The 19788-nt window shown below is 56.1% G+C and carries 9 protein-coding genes and 2 pseudogenes; 10 read left to right on the top strand and 1 reads right to left on the bottom strand.

What is annotated here, in order from left to right; genetic code table 11:
• The first annotated feature begins 5 nt into the window (after window positions 1-5).
• The gene (locus AAGQ88_RS15775; protein WP_342652884.1) at window positions 6-11075 is read left to right on the top strand and encodes a filamentous hemagglutinin N-terminal domain-containing protein; all 11070 of its coding nucleotides are present in this window, start codon (window positions 6-8) and stop codon (window positions 11073-11075) included.
• Between the two features lie 5 nt (window positions 11076-11080).
• Window positions 11081-11335, top strand: a complete 255-nt coding sequence (locus tag AAGQ88_RS15770; protein WP_093458991.1) for a MafI family immunity protein — start codon at window positions 11081-11083, stop codon at window positions 11333-11335.
• A gap of 184 nt (window positions 11336-11519) precedes the next feature.
• Here AAGQ88_RS15770 and AAGQ88_RS15765 read toward each other — a convergent pair.
• Window positions 11520-12007 (bottom strand): annotated as a pseudogene (locus AAGQ88_RS15765) (IS5 family transposase); the annotation flags it as partial.
• Between the two features lie 135 nt (window positions 12008-12142).
• Between AAGQ88_RS15765 and AAGQ88_RS15760 the strand changes: the two are divergent.
• The 8 genes and pseudogenes from AAGQ88_RS15760 to AAGQ88_RS15725 all read left to right on the top strand — a co-directional run bounded on the left by AAGQ88_RS15760 (window position 12143) and on the right by AAGQ88_RS15725 (window position 19747).
• Window positions 12143-12463, top strand: a complete 321-nt coding sequence (locus AAGQ88_RS15760; RefSeq protein ID WP_342652883.1) for a barstar family protein — start codon at window positions 12143-12145, stop codon at window positions 12461-12463.
• A 718-nt stretch (window positions 12464-13181) separates the two neighbouring features.
• A complete protein-coding gene (locus AAGQ88_RS15755; protein ID WP_342655821.1) occupies window positions 13182-13880 on the top strand; it encodes a hypothetical protein in 699 nt (232 codons plus the stop codon).
• Between the two features lie 12 nt (window positions 13881-13892).
• Window positions 13893-15440: pseudogene (locus tag AAGQ88_RS15750) on the top strand (DUF637 domain-containing protein); the annotation flags it as partial.
• A 198-nt stretch (window positions 15441-15638) separates the two neighbouring features.
• The gene (locus tag AAGQ88_RS15745; protein ID WP_342652882.1) at window positions 15639-16364 is read left to right on the top strand and encodes a hypothetical protein; all 726 of its coding nucleotides are present in this window, start codon (window positions 15639-15641) and stop codon (window positions 16362-16364) included.
• 366 nt (window positions 16365-16730) lie between these two features.
• Entirely contained in the window at window positions 16731-17396 is a 666-nt protein-coding gene (locus AAGQ88_RS15740; protein WP_342652881.1) for a hemagglutinin repeat-containing protein, read from the top strand.
• 8 nt (window positions 17397-17404) lie between these two features.
• Window positions 17405-17827 (top strand): deaminase domain-containing protein, encoded by a 423-nt coding sequence (locus AAGQ88_RS15735; protein ID WP_342652880.1) that lies wholly within the window; start codon window positions 17405-17407, stop codon window positions 17825-17827.
• Window position 17828: 1 nt separating this feature from the next.
• Window positions 17829-18203: a hypothetical protein gene (locus tag AAGQ88_RS15730; protein WP_342652879.1), complete on the top strand. Its 375-nt coding sequence runs from the start codon at window positions 17829-17831 to the stop codon at window positions 18201-18203.
• Window positions 18204-19024: 821 nt separating this feature from the next.
• A complete protein-coding gene (locus AAGQ88_RS15725) occupies window positions 19025-19747 on the top strand; it encodes a GNAT family N-acetyltransferase (protein WP_342652878.1) in 723 nt (240 codons plus the stop codon).
• Window positions 19748-19788 lie beyond the last annotated feature (41 nt).

Raw genomic sequence — 19788 nt, 5'->3', positions numbered from 1 at the left:
CTGACATGGACGTTCGTTTCTTCAACTTTCTGGCCCGCCAGCCCTCCGCGACGCTGATCGAGCGACCGTCGTTCTGCGGGCTGCCCAAGCGCGGCATCGCGCTGATTCTGGTGCAGGCGATGTTCTGGCAACCGCTGCTGGCCCAAGCTGACGGCATTGCCGTGAGTGGCACCACCAATACCACGGTTGGCAAGGCGGGCAACGGCGTGCCCATCGTCAATATTGCCGCGCCCAACGCCAGCGGGCTCTCGCACAACCAGTATCAGCAGTACAACGTCGGCACCCAAGGCGTCATCCTCAACAACGCCACCGACCGTACCCAGAGTACGCAACTGGGCGGCATTATCCTCGGTAACCAGAACCTCAACGGCCGCGCCGCCAGCACCATCCTCAACGAAGTGATCGGTGCCAACGCCACGCAGCTCAAGGGTTACACAGAAGTGGCCGGGCAGACTGCACGCGTCATCGTCGCCAACCCATACGGCATCAGCTGCAACGGCTGCGGCTTCATCAATACGCCGCAGGTGACCTTGACCACCGGCAAGCCGGTGCTGGACAACGGCCGACTCGACCATTTCCGCGTCGACAGCGGCAGCGTCTCCATCGACGGCGGTGGCCTCAATGCCGACAACGTCGACCAGTTCGACATCATCACCCGCAGCGCGAAAATCAACGCCGAGCTGCACGCCAAGAAGCTCAACGTCGTCACCGGTCGCAACGACGTCGACGCCCAGACCCTCAACGCCACCGCGCTGGCGGACGATGGCAGCGCCAAGCCGCAACTGGCCATCGACAGCTCGGCGCTGGGCGGCATGTACGCTGGCGCGATTCGACTGGTGGGCACCGAAGCCGGCGTCGGTGTGAAACTCGCCGGCAACCTCGCCGCCAGCGCAGGCGACATCCAGATCGACACCAACGGCCAACTGATCATGGCCCAAGTCGCCGCCAACGGCGCGGTCAATGTCAAGGCGGCCACCGCCGACGTGCAGGGCGCGATGTACGGCAACAGCGTCGACCTGCAGACCCGCGACGCCCTGAACATCCAGCAGAACATCGCCGCGCGCGATCGCATCAACCTGAGCAGCAACGGCCAGCTGACCAACAACGCGATCGTTGAAGCGGGGGTGAATGCCGACGACAGCCGCAATGCGAGGGGTGACGTGGCGCTGAGCGCGCAGAACCTGCGCAACAACGGAACCGTGATTGCCAGTCGTGACCTGAGCGCCAAGACCAGCCAAAGCCTCGACAACAGCGGTCGGCAGATCACCGCCGGGGGCAATCTGGCCCTGAACGTTCAAGGCACACTGAATAACCAGAGCGGTTTGATCAGCGCAGGCGGGGCAGGGCTGGTCAACGCCGAAGTGGCGCTCAACAGCAAGGGCCGCATCTCCAGCAAACGCGACCTCAACGCCATAATCAACACGTTGAACAACCAGAAAGGCGAGGTGGTCGCCCAAGGCAATCTGACCCTCAAGGGCAGCCAGCTCGACAATCGCACGGGCGGCCTGGTGGGTTCGACAAAAGCGCTGAGCCTCGATGTTTCCGACATCGACAACCGCAGCGGCGAGCTCTCCAGCAGCGCCGATGTGCGCATCACAGCGAGCCAGCTGAACAACAGCCGCGTCGGCAAAGTGTTGGCTGGCGGCACGATGGGCCTGAACATCGCCAACGTCTTCAACCAGGATAACGGTCTGATCTACGCGGGCAGCGCATTGCGCCTCGACGGCGGGCTGCTGAATAACAGCAGCGGTACGCTGTCCGGTCAGACCGATCTCACCGTCAACCTCAGCGTTGACCTCGACAACGGCAGTGGCCTGCTCAGTAGCGAAGGCACGCTCGACGTCACCGCCCGGACGCTGACCAACACCGCTGGCAAGGTGTCCAGTGCAGGTGCCTTATCAGTCGTCACCCAGGGTGCGGTGAGTAATCAGCAGGGTTCGATCAGCACCGACGGCACATTGGCGCTGACCAGTGCCAGCCTGGACAACCGCAATCAGGGCGCGATGTCCGGCAAGGGTGCGACGGTCGTCAGCACCGGTGCTTTCGACAACAGTCACAACGGCCAGCTCACCAGCGCCGACAGCCTGATCCTCAACGCAGCGCAGGTCACCAACCAGGACGGCGGTCGCATTGCCGCCGCCAAGGCTGTGACAGCCAGCGTCACCGGTCTCGACCAACAAGCGGGCGAACTCTTCAGTAACGGCACGCTGACCCTCGACCTCACCCACGGCCAGCTCAACAATCAGAATGGCCTGATCAACGCGCCGGACGCCTTGCTGCTGAAGAACCTTGCGGGTGTGAACAACCAGAACGGCGAAATCTCCAGCGCCCTTGGGTTTGAATTCAATGCCGATAGCCTCGACAACAGCAACGGCAAGCTGCTGAGCGATCAGAGTTTGATGGTGCGCGTCGCCCACGCGTTGGCGAACGTCAACGGCGCGATTTCCGCCGCGGCCATCGATGCTCGCGTGGGGAGCCTCGACAATACCGACGGCCTGCTGAGCAGCCGGGGCGAGATGACCCTCAGCGTCGACGACACTCTGATCAACCACAACGCCACGCTGATTGCCGATGGCAAGCTCATGCTGAACGCCGCGAACGTCGACAACAGCCTCGGACAGATCGCCAGCAAACAAGACCTCGTCGCCAACATCGGCGGCCTGCAGCAACAGGGCGGTCAGTTCATCGCGCTGGGAAGCCTGAGCCTGACCGGCACCCAGCTCGACAACAGCCACAACGGTCTGCTCAGCGCCGACGGCCTGCTGACGTTGAACGTCGCCAACATCGACAACCGGGGTGGTGAGGTATCCAGCCACAACACGATCAGCGTGACGGCGCAGCAGCTCGACAACAGCGATGCGGGGCGGGTGGACAGCCAGAAAAACCTGACTTTGGCGGTCGACCGACTCGCCAACCGCAATAACGGCGTATTGACTGGCAAGACCGGCCTGAGCCTGACCGGCGCCCGCCTGGACAATAGCGGCGGTAGCCTGTTCAGCCTGCAAAACGTCGATCTGGGCCTAAGCGGTGATGTTCTGAACAACCTTGGCCTGCTCAGCAGCGAAGGAAGGCTCAGTGTTCGCAGCGGCTCGCTGACCAACGACGGCGGGAGTCTGTCCAGTGCCGGGGCATTAAGCATCGACAGCTCCGGCGCCGTCAGCAGCCGAGGCGGCAAGCTGATCACCGATGGCAGCCTGACCCTCAACAGCGCCAGCCTGGACAACTCGCAAAACGGCAGCATCAGCGGCAAGGGTGCGGTGGCGATTCACACCGGTGATTTCGATAACAGCCACGACGGGCGCGTGACCAGCGCCGACAGCCTTGAGCTGAGCGCTGCACACCTCAGCAACCACACCGGTGGCAGCATCGGCAGCAACAAGGTGCTGACGGCCAGCGTCAGCGGGCTCGATCAGCAAGGCGGCACGCTGTTCAGCAACGCCAGCCTGACCCTGGATATGAACCGTGGTCAGCTCAACAACCAGAACGGCCTGATCAACGCCCCCGGCGCCTTGCTGCTGAAAAACCTCGCAGGCGTGAACAACCAGAACGGCGAAATCTCCAGCACTCTGGGTTTCGAGTTCAACGCCGATAGCCTCGACAACAGCGACGGCAAACTGCTGAGCAATCAGGCGCTGGTCGTGCGCGTCGCACAGGCGCTGACCAACGTCAAAGGCATGATCGCCGCTGCCAGCCTCAATGCGCGCAGCGGCACGCTGGACAACAGCGCAGGCACCCTGACCAGTCGTGGCGACTTGACCCTTGATGTCGACGGCCTGTTGAACAACGGCAATGACGGCCTGATCAACGCTGCACAGACTTTGAACCTGCAAGCGACCGGCATCAACAACGTCGGTGGCACACTGCTGGGCGCCACTGCGCTGAACCTCGACCTGAACGGTGCAGACCTCGACAACAGCAACGGCCTGATCACCACCCAGAATCCGCTGGTCATCAGCCATCTGCGTGACCTGAAAAACGCGGGTGGCGAAATCTCCAGCAGCCAGCGCTTCAGCGTTACAGGGCGCACGCTGGACAACAGCAGCGGCAAGCTGATCAGCAACCAGCAACTTACCCTCAACGCCGAATCGCTGCTCAACCAGCTTGGTTTGATCTCCGGTTGGGAAGGGCTCAGCGTCAGCGGCGGCAGCCTCGACAACCGCAACGGCGGTACGCTGTCGAGCCGCAATGGCAGCGTCGGTATCGACCTTACAGGCGCCTTGCTCAATGCGGGCAACGGCGCGCTGGTCAGCCAGAAGACACTCGACATCAGCGCGGCCAGCGTCGATAACCGGGGCGGGATTCTGTCCAGCGGAGCAGGGCAGACTTACACCGTCAGCGGCCTGCTGGACAATGGCCAGGACGGCCTGATCGACAGCGGCGCCGCCTTGAGTGTCAACGCTGCGCAACTCGGCAATGCGGCCGGCGCGATCAACGCGCAACAAGCGCTGAGTTTCACCGGCACCGATCTGGACAACAGCGCAGGCAGCATCGCCAGTAACGCGGGAATCACGCTCGATCTGCTCGGCAGCCTGACCAACTCCAGCGGCAAGCTCGCCAGCGCGGGCGACCTGCTGATCAGCCGCGCCGCGCAGATCAACAACCAAGGCGGCCAACTGGCCAGCCAACGGGCAACGACCCTGTTCACCGACGGGCTGGACAACAGCAATCGCGGCACCGTTGCTGCCAATGACGCACTGTTGCTGACCGCCAGCGGCGCGATCCAGAACGCCAACGACGGCCTGATCTACAGCAAGAATGCCGGTCTCACGGTCCAGGCCGCGAGCCTCGCCAACAGCCAGGGCACGCTGCAAAGCCAGGGCGCATTGAACCTGACCGTCAGTGGCGACATCGACAGCCAGGCCGGCAAGATCATCGCCCAAGGCGGCGACCTCAACCTCACCGCCAACAACGTCGACAACCGGGGCGGCGTGCTTTCCAGCCTGCAAAATGCCTTCACCGCGCGCATCAGCGGCGTGCTGAAAAACGGCTACGACCTCGATCGTCAGGGCGGCATCACCCAGGCGCAACGCCTCGACATTCGCGCACTTGCCGGCATCGACAACTACGGTGGGCGCATTTCGGCGCAAAGCGGCGACGCGCTGATCGACACCGGCAGCGGAAACTTCGACAACCGCAACGGCGGCCTGTACGCCAGGCAAAAAATCAACGTCACCGGCAACAATTTCGACAACAGCGGCGACAACGATGGCCAGATCGCTGGACAACAAATCGACCTGAACCTGAGCGGCGCCCTGAACAACCGCCTGGGCATCATCGAAAGCGACAGCACCCTCAACATCACCGCTGCCAGCCTCGACAACCAGAGCGGAAAACTGCGGGCTCTGGGCTCCAGCGGCACGACTAACTTCCAGATTGGCGGCTTGCTGGACAACCGCAACGGTGCTCTTGAAACCGCCAACACTGACTTGAACTTCGGTGTGGGCAGTCTGCTTAACAGCGGCGGCACTGTATTGCACGTGGGTAATGGCAACTTCGGTGTTTCCACGGCCAACATCATGAGCGCCGGGGGCAGCTTCATCAGCCGCGGTGCGCTGACCCTTAACGCTGACAGTTGGACGAACAACGGCGTCATTCAAGCCAGCACCCTTAACGTCAACGTCAATCACTTCACGCAGACGGCAACGGGGCAATTGCTCGCATCGGGCGGGTTTGTCGGCACCGGCGGGAACTGGATCAACGAGGGTGTCATCGCCAGTGACGGAGCGCTGAACCTGACCCTGGGTGGCGGCTACAGCGGCAACGGGAGAGCGAGCAGCCTGGGTACCTTGGCTCTCACCGCCAGTCAGCTGACCATGGGCAGTGCTGCCAGCATTGCCGGTGGTGCACGCACTGACCTCAACATTTCAGGTTCAGCCACTGGTTATGGGCGCATCACCTCGGGCGCCAACCTGATCGTTAACGCAGGCAGTCTCGCGAACTACGGCACGCTGGGTGCGGCTCAGGCACTTACTGTGACCACACCTGCGCTAAGCAACCAGGGGCTGATCTTCAGCGGCGCGGACATGCAGCTGAACACTGCCACGCTGACCAACCTCAAGGGCGACTTCTACAGCCTGCGCAACCTCACCGTGGGCGGGTATGGCACGGCCCGTGCCAATCAGGTTTCGAACATTTCCGGTTCGATGGAGAGCGGTGGGGCATTCTCGATCAACGCCACCGCGTTCGAAAACCGTACCGAAGGCTCGGACGGCACGCAGAATTTTTCCGTCGGGCGCACGTTGGTCAAAGGCTTCATCGCTGTGCAGTGCATCGATTGCAGCGGCGATCACTACGAAGTCAACTACATCGCCCGGGAGACCTTTGATGCCGGGGAGGACAGCGATACCACTGCGTCTTCTCTGTTGACCGCCGGGGGCGATTTCACGTTCACCGGCAGCACTTTTCTCAACAGTAAAAGTACCGTCAGTGCGGGCGGCAATATTTCCATTCAGGCGGACAACGTCAAGAACCTGGGGGCTGTCAGCGGCACGGTCGAGCGAACGCGCACCTATTATCAGGGGAGGGTGACCGACGGTACGGTTAATCGCTTCATGCCGGAAGTCGTTGCCTACAACCAACGTGATAACCCGGATTTCCCCAAGGTCTATTACGTTGCAGCGTCAGGGGAAATTCGTCTGGCTGTCGTGACTTTTGCGACAGGACGAGAGCCCGGCCACGATGGGGGACTGATCAAGGTCACGACCGTAAAGGACGCCGTCACCGGCGAGAACGTTTCCAACCGGACGCTCTCTGGGTATTCGTGGGGCAACACCCCAAGCTCTCACTACGATCCGGCCAATCTGTTGCAGTTGCCGACGGCGCTTAGCTCACTGGCGTTGGTCAGCGACGTGGAAGTCGCCAAAAACGGCACAGGCAGCGCAGGCCGCAGTGCAGTGATCCAGGCGGCCGGCAATGTTTCCATCACCGCCACCAAAGACTTGCAAAACAGCGTCATCCACCAAGACTACGCGTCTGCAGCGGGTACCAATAAAGTCGCCGACACTCGCGCAAGCGGTACAGGCACCACGCTTGTGGTTCAACTGAACGCACAGCTGCCCCCTGATCTGGCTCAGCAGCAGGTCGACCCGACCAGCCTTCCAGGTTTCAGTCTGCCAGCCGGGCAGAACGGGCTGTTTCGTCTCAGCGCAGAGGGCGGTACACAGGCCGGCGTTTCGACACAGAATTGGAGCTTAGGCACCGCCACTGTTACCGCGACCCAGCGCGACCAGGCCTTGCCGGGCATTTCATCCCGAGACGTACTGGTCGCTGATGCCAGTGCACCGATAACGTCCGGGCAGTTGCTGACCGTTGCAGATCGTCAGAATGCGGATGTGAGCGCCAGCGTCAGCACAGTCAATGTCGATAACAGCCCGCCAGGATTGACACGTGTTCAGGGCTTGCCGAGCTATGCTGCCAAACCCAGCACCGGCAAATACCTCATCGAAACCAACCCCGTGCTCACCGACCTCAAGCAGTTCATGAGCTCGGACTACATGCTCTCGGCGTTGGGCTACGACCCTGACCTTGCGCAGAAGCGCCTCGGCGACGGCCTCTACGAACAACGCCTCGTACAGCAGGCCATCACCGCTCGCACCGGCCAGGCCTTCATCGATGGACAGACCTCCAACGAGGATCAGTTCAAGTACTTGATGAACAACGCCATCGCCAGCAAGGACGCGCTGAATCTGTCCGTTGGCGTGTCGCTGACCTCTCAGCAGGTCGCAGCCCTGACCCACGACATCGTCTGGCTCGAAGAGCACGAAGTCAATGGCGAAAAAGTGTTGGTGCCGGTGCTCTACCTGGCCCAGGCGGACGGCCGTCTGGCCCCCAATGGCGCGCTCATCGCCGGTAAAGACGTCACGCTGATCGCAGGCGAAAACCTCGACAACGTTGGCACCCTTAAAGCCACGAATAACCTGTCCGCCACCGCGGGACAGGATCTGGTCAACAGCGGCCTGATTTCGGCGGGCAACCGTCTGGACGCACTGGCAGGCAACGACATCACCAACAAGGCGGGCGGCATCATCGCCGGTCGCGACGTCACCGTGACTGCCATCGGAGGCGACGTCACCAACGAACGCACCATCACCTCGCTCGACAGCAGTACGCGCGGGCGACTGCACAAGGACTACGCAGACAGTGCTGCACGCATCGAAGCGGCCAATGACCTGAGCGTTTCCGCAGGCCGAGACATCAACAATATTGGCAGCGCGTTGCAGAGCGGGCGCGACCTGACCCTGAGTGCCGGACGTGACGTCAACACCGTTTCCAGCCAGATGGTCAACAGCCTGGTACTGAACCGCAAGCACACCAGCAGCGATGTCACCCAGACCACCTCAACCATCAGCGCAGGCCGTGATCTGTCAGTGCAGGCCGGTCGAGACGTCAACGCCATCGCGACCCAGATCGATGCCAAGCGCGATATCGCCATTGCAGCCACCGAGAACGTCACCATCGCCTCGGCCGCCGATGAAAATCACTTCCTGTCCAAGAGCAAGAAACTGACGGTGCAGGAGGATCATGTCCATCAGGTCTCGACCGAGATCAACGCAGGCGGCAGCGTCGCCGTCAGCGCGGGGCAGAATCTGGCCGTCATCTCAAGCCGCATCACCGCAGGCGACGAAGCTTACCTGGTGGCAGGCGACAAGCTCGACATCCTCGCCGCTCAGGAAAGTGATTACTCGCTCTACAACAAGAAAAGCAAAGGCTCGTTCGGTAGGAAGAAAACCAAGCGAGATGAGGTGACGCAGGTCACCAACATCGGCAGCGAAATCACCTCCGGCGGCAACATGATGCTGGTCAGCGGAGGCGATCAGCACTATCAGGTGGCAAAGCTCGACAGTGGCAAAGACCTGACGCTCGATAGTGGTGGTGCAATCACTTTTGAAGGTGTGAAAGATCTTCATCAGGAAAGTCATGAGAAGAGCAACAGCAGTCTCGCCTGGACGTCGATGTCGGGTAAGGGACGCACCGATGAAACCCTCCGCCAGAGCGAGCTTATCGCCAAAGGTAACTTGGCGATCAAGGCGGTGGATGGCCTGCACATCGATGTGAAGCGGGTTAATCAGCAGACCGTCAGTGAAGCCATCGATGCGATGGTTACTGCAAGCCCTGATTTGGCTTGGCTGAAGGACGCCGAGAAGAGAGGGGATGTCGACTGGAGGATGGTGAAAGAGATTCACCAGTCGTTCAAATACTCGCATTCAGGACTGGGTGCTGGAGCTCAGTTGGCGCTGGCCATTTTGCTCGCTGCTTTCACGGGCGGTGCTGGCGCCGGGTTAATTGGCGCTACTGCGGGTACGTTCAGTGCTGGCTTGGCGAACGCTGTGGTAGTGAGTCTGGAGGTTAGTACAGCTAACAGTGCAATCAGTAACAAGGGCAACCTTGGCGCGGTCGTCAAGGACACTTTCAGCAAAGGAAGCTTGCAAAGCGCGGCGGTATCCGGACTGACAGCCGGCTTCATTAATTATGCGAGTTCGAACTGGTTTGGCGCCAGCATGGACTCCGCGACCGGCAAAATAACAGGGCCCAGTGTCGTGCCGAGCCTTATGGATCCGGCGGCATTGGCCAGGTTTAGCGCAATTCAACTGGCAGGCGGCGCAGTAAACGGTGCGCTCAATGAGGCGTTGGGCACTGGCACTTTCAAAGATTCGATGATGGGGAGTGTGTTCACCGTACTGCAAGCGACTGCATTCAATGGCGTAGGTGACATTGGCAAGAAGTTTGACCTGCCAGAGAGTGGTGCCTACAAAATTGCCCTACACGCTGTCGTCGGCGGACTTCTCTCCGAGGTTATGGGCGGAGATTTCAAAACCGGCGCTGCCGCTGCGGGTGCAAACGAAGCGTTAATTGAATACCTAGACAAAAGCGAGTTTCTCAAAGGCGCCGATGCGACCGATCATGACCGTATGGTGAACGCTGCGTCTAAGTTGGTTGGCCTGTTCGCCGCTGCCGCTGTAGGTGGAGACATATCGAAAGGCTCGGAGATTGCTGGCAACGCGCAATCGTACAACCGCCAGCTTCATACCTTTGAAAAGAAAATGTTGGCGGCGGAAGCCGCCAAACTGGATGAGCAGGGCAAGAGTAACTCTGGCATTTCGTGGGAAGCGCTGCTCAACCTCGAAGCAGGAGCCGATATTGATGCAACCGCCGCCGCGCAGCTCAAGGCGATCCTCGACACCGGAGCAGATGTTAACCCTGAAAAACAGCATTTGCTGGACGATATGGCTGTCGCTGAGGGGGTGGTCACCCAGCTCAAGAATCAAAAGATCCAACTGACTTGGTCGGACGGAACGCCGATCGTTGCAAAAGGAGACGCGGTTTACGCGTTTTCGGCGACGGCCGCGCAGTACAAGGATTCGACCTTATTCAACAGCAAACTTGGGAACGCAACGTCGGGGGATGATGTTGGGGCTATCCCGGTTGAGTGGGCGAACCAATTTGGCCCGGCGGCTGCACTTCAGCATCAAAATGAAATTGGCTCTATCGGTACGTCTAACTGGCAGAACCAGAACGTCTATCAGCAGATGACCACGATCCTTGGTGGCGGAATTGTGCCGCTGTTGAGTGAGAAAGATATTTTGCTGATGGCAGCGACTAGCCTAGGCGGCTCTGCGGCCAAAGGTATTATGGCCTACATGGCCGAGCGGCGCGCGGCGGGGTTGGTTGGAGAAGGTGCCGACGATATACTGACGGCAGGTTCGAAAGGTCTTGAGAAGGACTATGTTGACATTCTTTCTCCTGAGGCAAAGCAACACATCCTGTACGGTGAAAAGCCTGGCAGCGGTGGACATATGTGGCCGGGGCAAGAAGGAAAGACTGTTTTTCCTGAAAGTTGGTCAGGGGATAAAATTGTTGATGCAATCGGCGATATCACAACATCACCGAGTACTAAGTGGTATGCTCAAACAGGGACTGGCGGAATTTACACAGCTAAGGGTGATGCTGCCAAATGGGTAGCTTATGAAAGCCGTGATGGTGTACGAATGCGAGTTATATACCAGCCAGCTACTGGGAAAGTGGTTACTGCTTTTCCTGATGATGCCCCAATTCCACCATACAAGCCAATCAGGTAGTAAGTATGTTTGCAGATCGTATTATTATGTTCGGAAAAAGATTTGAAGGGCGTTTGGATCCCGTTCTTCTTAGCGGTGCATTGGATTATATCGTATATAACGAGGAGAGCTTGGCCTTCGAGGTGCTATGTGATCATATTTGCGAGTATGATATTTTGATTACAAGCGAAGAATATGATGAAGCTATTCGCCTGGTCGAAGATATTGGGTTTGATTTGAGGGAAGGCCCGTTTAAGTATTTGTTAAGCTTGAGAAAATAAGAGCTGCGTCATATCTTGTTTGGGAAGAGGTCTCTGAGCAGTTGAGATGAGATATGCTTAGGGATGCTCCGATCAACCTGCCGCGCAGCGGTGGCAGGCCGTAATTCACCAGGCTCGCAGCGCTATTCCCTGAAAACGGCCTAACGCAATGTGCGGCAGAGCGTTTTCCGCTCGGTTTTCCGTGTTAAGTGCGCAACTCACCCAAACCCATCAGTCGTTTTCGAGCCATCCACAGGTTCGACAGGGCGAACAGCGCGGTCAGTTGGGCCGTGTTTTTCATCAGCCCACGAAAGCGCACTTTCACGTAGCCAAAATGACGCTTGATGACCCGAAACGGATGCTCGACCTTGGCGCGTGTCTGCGCTTGGCAGTACTCGATCTTGCGCTTGGCTTTGTACAACAGGCTGCGTTTGTTCAGCTTGGAATACGTGCTGCGCCGAGCCGCGATTTGCCAGATCACGTCACGACTTTCGTGCTCTTCCCGCTTCTCGACACCGGTGTAACCTGCGTCCGCATTGACCGCGTTTTCTTCCCCGTGGAGCAGTTCAGCGACTTGGGTGAAATCGGCCACATTAGCAGCGGTGCCATGGAAGTGATGAACCGGCCCAGACTCAACGTCGGCGCCGATGTAGCCTTCATACCGAAGAAATACTGGTTACCCTTCTTGGTCTGGAAAGGGGGGGGAATGTATTACACGGCTGATCACTATAAAACCTTCATTTCAATCAAAAATTGAGGTCTGAAAAAAATGTTGCAATTTACGTTTGTAAAGCGTCCTCCTCGTACGACGCCGCAGAGGTTTTCTATGTGCGAATCGATCCGAGTATTGGGGATGCTGATGAGCTGATGAGGGCGCTGTATTATTTGCTTTGGTTTCCCGGATATTTTGGATTTAACTGGGATGCCTTATATGACTGCTTGGGGGATTTCAGCTGGCTTCCATGTCGCAAAATCGTCCTTGTGCATGAGTCCTTGCTGAAATTTTCGAGAGCGGATCTACATGTATATTTGGGAATTTTGCGTGACTCCGTATCTGATCGGATTGGTAACGAAGGGCATGAGCTAGAAGTGGTTTTTCAAGCCGATGATGAAACTATGGTTGAAGCGCTGCTGAAAAAACAGGTTTAGTTATTGGATGCAAAGGCATGGCTGGAAAGTCTTAAAGAAACGCATGAGACGATGTCATTTGATGTAGGATAGTTTATTCGAACGCCATTTGACTTTCCTGCAAGTTTCAGCTTCAATCCGCATTTAAATTTGCCCCTACTGGCGTCCTCAACCAAAAGTGGGTCATGCTTTACCTAAAAAAGATTTGCCTTCGACGTTTATCAGCACTGCCTTGAGTTCAATATGTGAGAGGTTTACCGTGTCTGAAGGTATGTCAGAGCAAGCTGCAAGCCAATTATTTAATGCGTTTGGTACTGTGGGTGTATGGGACACAATTACTCAAACGGCTGCAGGCATAGCGAAAGGGAATTAAGTGCTAAAAATCCTGAAGAAACATTGTCATCTGGTGGGCATTTTTCTGCTTGCGATTTCTCTGGTTTTTTGCTGTGTGAGGTTCAATGGTCAATGGTATCGATTTTTCTCAATGTTCCTTACGCAAGTTTGGTTTGGGCAGGCAGTTTATAATTATTTGAGAGGAGGGTGGGTCACAATAGGCCCAGGAGGTCAGTCTTCTCGCGCAGATCCTGTAGTCAGAAGTGGGCTCGCGATTTTTGCGTTTTTCGTATATGCATTAGTGTTTTTTCTTTTTTGATATTCGCGGGTGTTATGTTATGCCTTGAAGAAGGTACAAGATGTGGAGGCCTTCCGTATGATATCGATCATGGAGTATTAACAGATGTTGTTTCTTAGGATTTTAGCAGTATTGATACTTGTAGTCCTCTCCGGCTGCAGCAATCAAAAATTCAAGCCCGAATACCAGTCGCAAATTCACACCATCAAGATTCTCCCTGTAGTCTGGTCGACAAAAGATATTAATTACATGGGGCGTGAGCAAGCATGGGGTGCTGCGTTGGGTGCGGGTGCCGGCGTTGCAGCGGGTGCTGCGTTCAAGGCTTCCGGCGTTGGCACTGCGGCCCTTTCCGGTGCTGGTTTTGCGGCGGGGATGAAAGCCGGGGATTTGGCCTCCATGTCGACAGTGGAGGCGATTGTCTACAGCATGAATAGCGCCAATATCGACCTTGGTGAAATAGTCAGGAAGAACTTCGCGGATAAACTAGCGACAACCGGGCGTTTCAAAATTGTCAGTGAGCAGACAGCTGCCGATGCCGAGCTTCAGCTGACGGTCAACAATTGGGGGTTCGCGCTCACCCAAGGGTTTAGTAGTGTGGTTTACCCGACAATCAGTGTCAGAGGCAGTCTCAAGCGGGGGGACGAACGCGTATGGCAAAAAACGGAATACATAACGCCGTTTAATAGTGGCAACACTTATGGCTACACGCCGCTAAGGTATCGCACCGAGCCCGAGTTGTTGCGTACAGCATTGGATGGGGTCTCGCAGATCGTCGATGAACAGTTAGTCAAGGATCTGGTTCAGTAGCGCTTCCGCCAGAGATCGGGTCGCGAGGTCAACGCCATCGCGACCCAGATCGATGCCAAGCGCGATATCGCCATTGCAGCCTCCGAGAACGTCACCATCGCCTCGGCGGCCAATGAAGATCACTTCCTGTCCAAGAGCAAGAAACTGACGATTCAGGAGGATCATGTCCATCAGGTCTCGACCGAGATCAACGCAGGCGGCAGCGTCGCTGTCAGTGCCGGGCAGAACCTGGCCGTCATCTCAAGCCGCATCACCGCAGGCGACGAAGCCTACCTGGTGGCGGGCGACAAGCTCGACATCCTCGCCGCTCAGGATAGTGATTACTCGCTCTACAACAAGAAAAGCAAAGGCTCGTTCGGTAGGAAGAAAACCAAGCGAGATGAGGTGACGCATGTCACCAACATCGGCAGCGAGATCACCTCTGGCGGCAACATGATGCTGGTTAGCGGAGGCGATCAGCACTATCAGGTGGCAAAGCTCCACAGCGGCGAAGACCTGACAGTCGATAGCGGTGGTGCAATCACCTTTGAAGGTGTGAAAGATCTTCATCAGGAGAGTCATGAGAAGAGCAATACCAGCCTTTCGTGGAACTTCATGTCGGGTAGAGGCAGCACGGACGAAACCCTGCGTCAAAGTGAACTGATCGCTAAGGGAACATCGCGATCAGGGCGGTGGATGGCCTTCACATTGATGTGAAGCAGGTCAATCAGTAGACCGTCAGTGAAGCAATTGACGCGATGGTCAAGGCGGATCCAGATCTGGCGTGGCTGAAGGAGGCCGAGAAGCGGGGGGATGTTGACTGGAAGCTGATCAAAGAGACGCACGACTCTTATAAATACAGCCATTCGGGCCTGGGCCCAAGGCGCGATGTTGGCGATCATCATCGTGACAGTTTTGACTGCGGGTGCCGCAAGCGGCGCAGTAGGGATGATGGCGGGAGTTGAGGCGGGTGCAGGAACGACCATGGCGGCAGCGACCACTGCTGAAGCCGTGGCTGCTGTGGCCAGCTTTACCGAAGCAGGATGGGGCAATCCGATGGCCACCGCCGCATTGACCTCTATGGCCGGTACGGGCGCTGTCAGCCTGATTAACAATAAAGGCAACTTAGGCGCGGCCTTAAAAGAGACGCTTAGCAGCGACGCTTTAAAAAATGCGGCTATTTCGGGGATGGTTGCCGGGTTTACTACAGGGGTAATCGACCCTAAGTTAGGAGGAACAACCAAACCTTTCAACAGCCTGACTAAAGGGTTTGATTTAACGACGCTTGAGGGTATTCGCGATTTTGCGGTTCATTTGGTTGCTCAAGGCATAACATCAGCAGTCGTTGAGACGGCGATCAATGGTGGGCGCCTTAGTGATAACTTGCTGTCAAATATTACTAATGAAGCTGGAGTTGTCGCTGCCGCCGTTGGGTTCAGTCAGGTAAATGATTTCGCAAAAAAAACAGTACCTGACAGCGCTTCCTACAATGATTCGGCGGGAATGTCGCTTGGGGCTGAAGGAATCAATGCGATAAATCTCCAAGGAATTTACTCCGGCGATTTTTTTTGGCGAGTATGAGGAGTTCTATAAAGCAACCTAGCGAGCAAGCCGGATATAACTTCAGTATCCTCGAATGGGGCCAATTTTTCTGCTGGGACGATTTTCGTCGCCAACGCATTGATTTTATTACACGCCGATGGGGGATACGCCGATCAACCCATCTTTGCTAAACTACGCACGTCAACGCGGCGTGCAAATTCAACAGGTGGGCGTTAAGTGAGCAATTTGGTAGCAGGGATAAGCGTTTCGCTTAGCACAACCGATGATTTCTCGGAGGGTGATATTGCCGCTGGAGTTATTGAGGCAATTTTCGAGTCTCCCGTTAATTTAAAGCCTATTCGTTACGGACTGTTTTCGGGTGACGAAATTATTGAGTGCGTGGAAGACATTGTACGAGTTCTCGTCGGGCAGGAAAGTAAAAGTGGGGCTGGTGGGGTGGTCTTGTCGGCCAATAAAGATTGTGAATACCAGCTCCAGTGGGATCGGGCAAATAATTTGCTGTCTTATTTTGGTGGTTTTTTATTGTCGAACGCTTATCGGCGGAATCCCAAAATTTTGCATGATTATCTGTCTTTCATCAAAGATCTGGCGGTGGTGTGCAATGTCGCGTATGGGGACATGAGAAGCATGAACTGCGATGGATGGGATACACCGTTTAATTTGATGATGCGCCTTCCAGAGATTCCAAATGTGTCCATTTATGGTAGACCTTATGTGGAAATGTTTGGCAGAGATAAAATTGAGAATGCTCCTTTCTACCAAGTTGAGCAAATCGCCAATGATATCTACTGGCTACAGTCTACAGCAGATGTGACTGAAATGGTTTCGGGTTCTACTCGAGAGAAAATTCGCGGTTATTTTGGTGAGAATGCCTACATGGCAGGCAAAAAATGGCGATATAAAGACGGCATTCATCCGGAGTGGAATAAATATATGTCGTAAGCTTCAAGCGGAAAGCCTTTGTCAATATGCCTCTTCAGAATTTAAAGAAGTAGTTATGGATTTTCTGCGGTACGGCCATTGGGGGCCTGGAATTAACAGATGGTGACACGGATTTAATTGTGACTGATCTTATGACGAGTCTGTTATCTGTGGCGAAGGTGCCAAAGAGTGCACCGTCGCCTCACTGGAAAGCGACACTCGTGGCCAACTGCTCAAGGACTACGCCGACAACGCCGCCCGTATCGAAGCCGCCAATGACTTGAGCATTTCTGCTGGCCGCGACATCAACAACATCGGCAGCGCGCTGCAGAGCGGCGAGACCTGCCGCTCAACGCCGGACGTGACGTCAACACCGCCTGCAGTCAGGTGGTCAACAGCCTGGTACTGAACCGCAAGCACACTAGCAGCGATGTCACCCAGATAAGTGCGACGGTGAGCATAGGGCGTGATCTGTCAGTGCAGGCCGGTCGCGACGTCAACGCCATCGCGACCCAGATCGATGCCAAGCGCGATATCGCCATTGCAGCCACCGAGAACGTCACCATCGCCTCGGCCGCCGATGAAGATCACTTCCTGTCCAAGAGCAAGAAACTGACGGTGCAGGAGGATCATGTCCATCAGGTCTGGACCGAGATCAACGCAGGCGGCAGCGTCGCCGTCAGTGCCGGGCAGAACCTGGCCGTCATCTCAAGCCGCATCACCGCAGGCGACGAAGCTTACCTGGTGGCGGGCGACAAGCTCGACATCCTCGCCGCTCAGGACAGTGATTACTCGCTCTACAACAAGAAAAGCAAAGGCTCGTTTGGCAGGAAGAAAACCAAGCGCAACAAGCGCTGTTGGCAATTAGGATATTTAGCGCCGTCACAGGTGCTAAAGCAGTTGCTAGCGTTAGGGATGCTCTTGCAGCTAAAGCATCAGAAGCCATATCCAAAAAGCTTGATGATCTATTGGTCATTTCTAAGGCAGCGGCTGAAGACAGTGCTGCCTGGACCCGCTATGTATACTTATCTAACACGTCGGCACCTGAAATAAGGTAGCGATTGACACCGGCGATAGGCGATAGAAGAACCGATCTTCCTCGGAGCACTGGAAATGCCGCATTCGCGGAAGTTGACATCGGATCGCTGTCTCCGGAAACCATGGTTTTCAAAGCTTTTAGCCAGTACGACGAGCGTGTCGGGGAATTTTTACCAAAGCCTGTAGGTGACTTAGATTCTTGGATTCTTAAACCTAAAGGGGCGACGTCCAAGTATGTCGATACGCCCGAGGGATATCTGCGGGACATGGATACAGAATTTAAAATACTTGAAACGGTCGCTCAGCGATTGGGTAATAACAAAGCTGCAGTAGGAAGTATAAATTTGATTTCAGAAAAAGAAGTCTGCCCCAGTTGCACTTCCATTGTTGAGCAGTTTCGGATAAAATACCCAGAAGTGCAGCTTAATGTATTTACGGTGAATTGACATGGAAAAGACTGATCTCACCATTCAAGATGTCGAGGTGATAATTGCTCGCTTGTTTGATAAGGCGATCAATCAGCTAGGGCTCCGCCCTGAGCAGGCTTTTACATATGTAGTTGAAGAGACGGAGTTTTCAATGAGAAAGGAGCCGTTGATAATGAAATTCATATGGCAAACGTTGTTGTATGTAACGGCTCAAAAATACAGTCCACGATTTTTAGGCGACGGCGCTCACGCGGAGGATGCACTAGAAGAGTTGTCAGATATTTATAACGCTTGTGATGTGAATCAGCTAAGTGAATTGGAGATGGCAGGGCAGAAGGTTGATCACATAAAGGCGTACGCTACTCTTGTATCAAAGGAATTTTTATCGAAATAAGGTTCGAAACAGTGTGATGCGCCACAGGTACGAAAGCAGGTGCTAGAGATGGGGATGCTTTTCCCAGCCAAAGCATCAGAGGTCATATCCAAAAAGCTTGATGATTTAATAGTCCTTTCTAAGACAACGGTAGAAGACAGTGCCGCCTGGAGGCGCTTCGCATACTTATGTAACACGTCGGCAAAGAGTTCAGCAGTGTGGTTTACCTGGCGATCACAGGTATTCTCAAACCTGTGGCAAACGCGTATGGCAACAAACGGAATAACGCCCTTCAACAGTGGCAACACCTATGGTTACACGCCGCTAAGGTATTGCACCGAGCCCGAGTTTGCACACTGCACTGTGTGGCATCTCGCAGGTAGTCGATGAGCTGCTGGTCAAGAATCTGAACCAGTAGGGCATTAAGAAACAGGCCGATCACTCACCACTTCGTCGCCTCACCTTTAACAGCGACGTGGTTCAACAAGGTCAACAGCGTATCTACAGCTAATCCTATTTGTGCCGAGCCCCTCGCTAGAGGTGCGGCTCTCGTGAAATCAATTGGATATCCAGGGTTAAAGTGATGAAAAGAATTGGAGATGTATCATCGAATAGTAGGGGGACAGGCAGCGATAATTCGCCTCCGGCGTGCTGGCGGGTCGCTTCGAGAGGGTCGACCTGCGCTGATACGCCTGCTCGATGTATCTCTCATGCGTGAGCCCAAAAACCAAGCCAGACATCCCGCCGGCAGCCAGTCGAGTGATGGGCGTAACAAGGTATGATACGGACGCCAGGCGCTTGCGAACGCAGCGCCGCACGTCTTTACCCGAGTCAGGAAACGCATGCCCATCATCACCCGCCTTGAAAACAGTCCGCCGGAATCGATCGAGAGTCAGATCACGCAGATGGTCATCGACTACGTGACGGACATCAGCATGGTCGCGATCGCGCCGAGCAACCCGTTGTATCCGTTGTACCAGTACGGCGTCGGCCATGAGGTGCATCAGTACCTGCAGGCCATGAACGGCTCACGAGGTTTCCCGGTGGAGCTGATTGTCGCGCTGGACGATGAGGATCCCTCCATCGTTGCAGGGTTTTTGCTGTATTTGCCGGTGCAGGATGATCCCGATGCGTGCGCCGTGGCCTATATGGCGGTCCATGCCAGCCGGCGTCGGCAAGGCATCGCCCGGTCGATGCTGGCAGCGATGACGGCACGCTATCCCCACGCGGAGCTGGCCTGTTTTGTCGGCAAGGTCAGCTGGTTCGAGGCAATGGGCTTTCAGGTCCTGAGCGCGCGGGGCCCGCAGGTGCTGCTCAATACCCGTGACCACCAGACTGACGGCCTGCTGGCAGTGCTGGATGTGGCGCCAATCTACAACTCGCTCGAAGTGCGGCAGATTCACAGCTACCTGCTCAAGCAGAACGGCAAGCGTGCGATGGTCGACGCGGAGAAGCAGCGGGACCGTCAACTTGATCAGTTGACCCGTCAGGCGCGGGAGTTCGTGCAACAGCGGCTGGGGCAACTGCCTGAGCCTGATCTGCCGGCGCCACCGCGGGTGCAGTGACCGCTCGACATGTAGCGCCCGATACGGGGTTCTGACGAGGG

Source organism: Pseudomonas sp. F3-2 (assembly GCF_038804275.1).
GTDB lineage: Bacteria > Pseudomonadota > Gammaproteobacteria > Pseudomonadales > Pseudomonadaceae > Aquipseudomonas.
Note: the sequence above shows the minus strand (reverse complement) of the source record. Positions and strands in the feature narration are given on the sequence as shown.